Annotated in this window: 1 protein-coding gene; it reads right to left on the reverse strand. The window is 59.9% G+C overall.

Annotated elements, in window-relative coordinates:
- Window positions 1-25: 25 nt before the first annotated feature.
- Entirely contained in the window at window positions 26-1,858 is a 1,833-nt protein-coding gene (locus ACR0K1_RS25510; RefSeq protein WP_480852307.1) for an ImmA/IrrE family metallo-endopeptidase, read from the reverse strand.
- Window positions 1,859-1,985: the final 127 nt, after the last annotated feature.

Genomic DNA, 1,985 nt, shown 5'->3' on the forward strand with positions numbered 1-1,985 from the left:
GAATGGCCGCTTCGATGATCTGTTCTCAGTCCACGCGGATGAATTCGTGTTCGATATAATCCACACCCGGCGGATAGATCCGAAGCCGCAGATTTTCGGCATCGCAGCTGTAGTCCGAGCGTAAGGTGAACGGAAAGGGCGGGCCTGCCGTCGAGTTTCGGAGCGTTTGACCCAGCACGGTAGCCACTGAATCGACCGAGGAGATCGACCTCACTTCCGTCACGCAAAGCTCGCCCGAGTCGGTCGAGGACAACTGATGTGTGCTAGTCACGGCCATCGTGGTCTTGACGTCGACTGGCGGACCGTCCGAGGCTGAAGGCGCCGAGATATGAGCCGAGGCGTGCATGCAGCCCTCTGCCAGGCCGGATTCGGAAATCGCGATATTAGCGACAGCCTCAGCGGAATGCACCGAGCCAGGCACCATCCGTTCCAGATCTGCCCGATAGGATCCGGGCGCAAGCGACCAGAGACCGATCAGACAGCGGTCGATCGCTGCTTCTGCCGAGCACATTGAGGGTGTTTGCAGGATCAGGGCTGTGGGCGCGGGATCGAAGGGGCATGCGCAAACCCCTGCCGGCTCCCAACGGAGTTCGATATCAAGCGTATAGGGCTCCTCCCGCACTTCGGAAGGCGAGGCGGTGCTGGTCGCCAGAACCGTGACGTCTTGTTCCTCGTTACACCTGGTGATGATCGAATCCGGCATGGCCTGCCAGTCGCCACTCGCGATGCGCACATGGTAGCGACCTGGAACCTCGTTTTCGCCGACCGAGATATCGTAGGCGCGCCCACCGTCCAGAGTGAATCTCTCTGCGTGGATCTCAAATGGCTGCGCGAAGATTTCAAGCGTTCCGCGGGAATCCGGCACGACCTCATTTATCTCAGCAGGCAATGGGTCGGGTTGCGCGATCGGCACCCTGCTGCCCGTCACTTCCACAAAGCCTTCGGAATAGAACTGCTGCGCGAATCCGTGGAAGTTCGGCGCGATATCCGGCCAGCCGCTGAGCAGTTCGTGGAAGTAAACCGGATCTCTAGCCTCGTCGAGCCGTGCCATCGTGTCGAAGATCAGACCGTTCTGCCCCCGCAATTCCAGCCAGAGAAAAAACGCCACAGTCGAATAGCTCAGCGAAAGCCGGTTATGCCTGAATACGGGAAGGCCGGGCGAGTAGTCGGGCGCGTCGCGGTGCTCAACATCTTTCGTCGGATACAGGACATGGGCAAAATAATGTGCCATGCCTTCCATCCACCAACGGTCGACATCAGCGCTGATTTCGGCGTTGTAGTTCCACAACGCAAAACAGTGAAAGAGTTCGTGGGCGATTACAAACTTGAACTCATCAGGTGAAAACCGCCTGGTGACTTGCCAATGGCCGGAAAATGCAGGGCAGACCGAGCCTCCCGCCTCATCCGGCCAGAAATCGCCGACTGCAGCGGGACTGGAGGCCAGCGCTGCGCTCAACTCGTCCGCACCCATCAGCAGGGTCGTGTCGAAACTCTGACCGCGAAACAGGCCGAGCGCGTTGAGCATGGATATCGCATCGTCGACCGCTTGCGCGGCTGCCTCCACATATTGTTGCCGGGTCGCAGTCTGGTCGTGCAGCCAACTGGTCGGATGGATGATCCGGTGACGTCCGATGAAGGGCGGCAACCCCGCCTCGTTCGACCAACCGACCTCGCAGGTCGCCGGACCGATCTCTGCAAGGATGGCGTCCGACAGACCAGCGCCGAAAAAAGAGCGGCAGAGTTGCGCATCGGCCCTCGACCCCGCCAGCAGTAGGGCCGAGAGAAAAGCAAGAGCCGCGACGGCCAACTGCAAGACGCTGCCATGCTGCGGACGTGCTGCGATCTGGTGATCCGGCATGGCTGACGATCCTCCGAACCTGGCCTGGCAATGAAGTTCCGGTACCCATCCTTCCCTATTATAGCACGAGAATCGCCGCCATGGGCGGTCGCGCTGCGGCAAACCTACCTCCAATTTATGAGACCAG

Source organism: Ruegeria sp. F5, from assembly GCF_056533845.1.

What these genes read in the sequence shown, in the direction of transcription:
- ACR0K1_RS25510 (WP_480852307.1), bottom strand. Translation starts at nt 1,858, where the DNA reads ATGCCGGATCACCAGATCGCAGCACGTCCGCAGCATGGCAGCGTCTTG.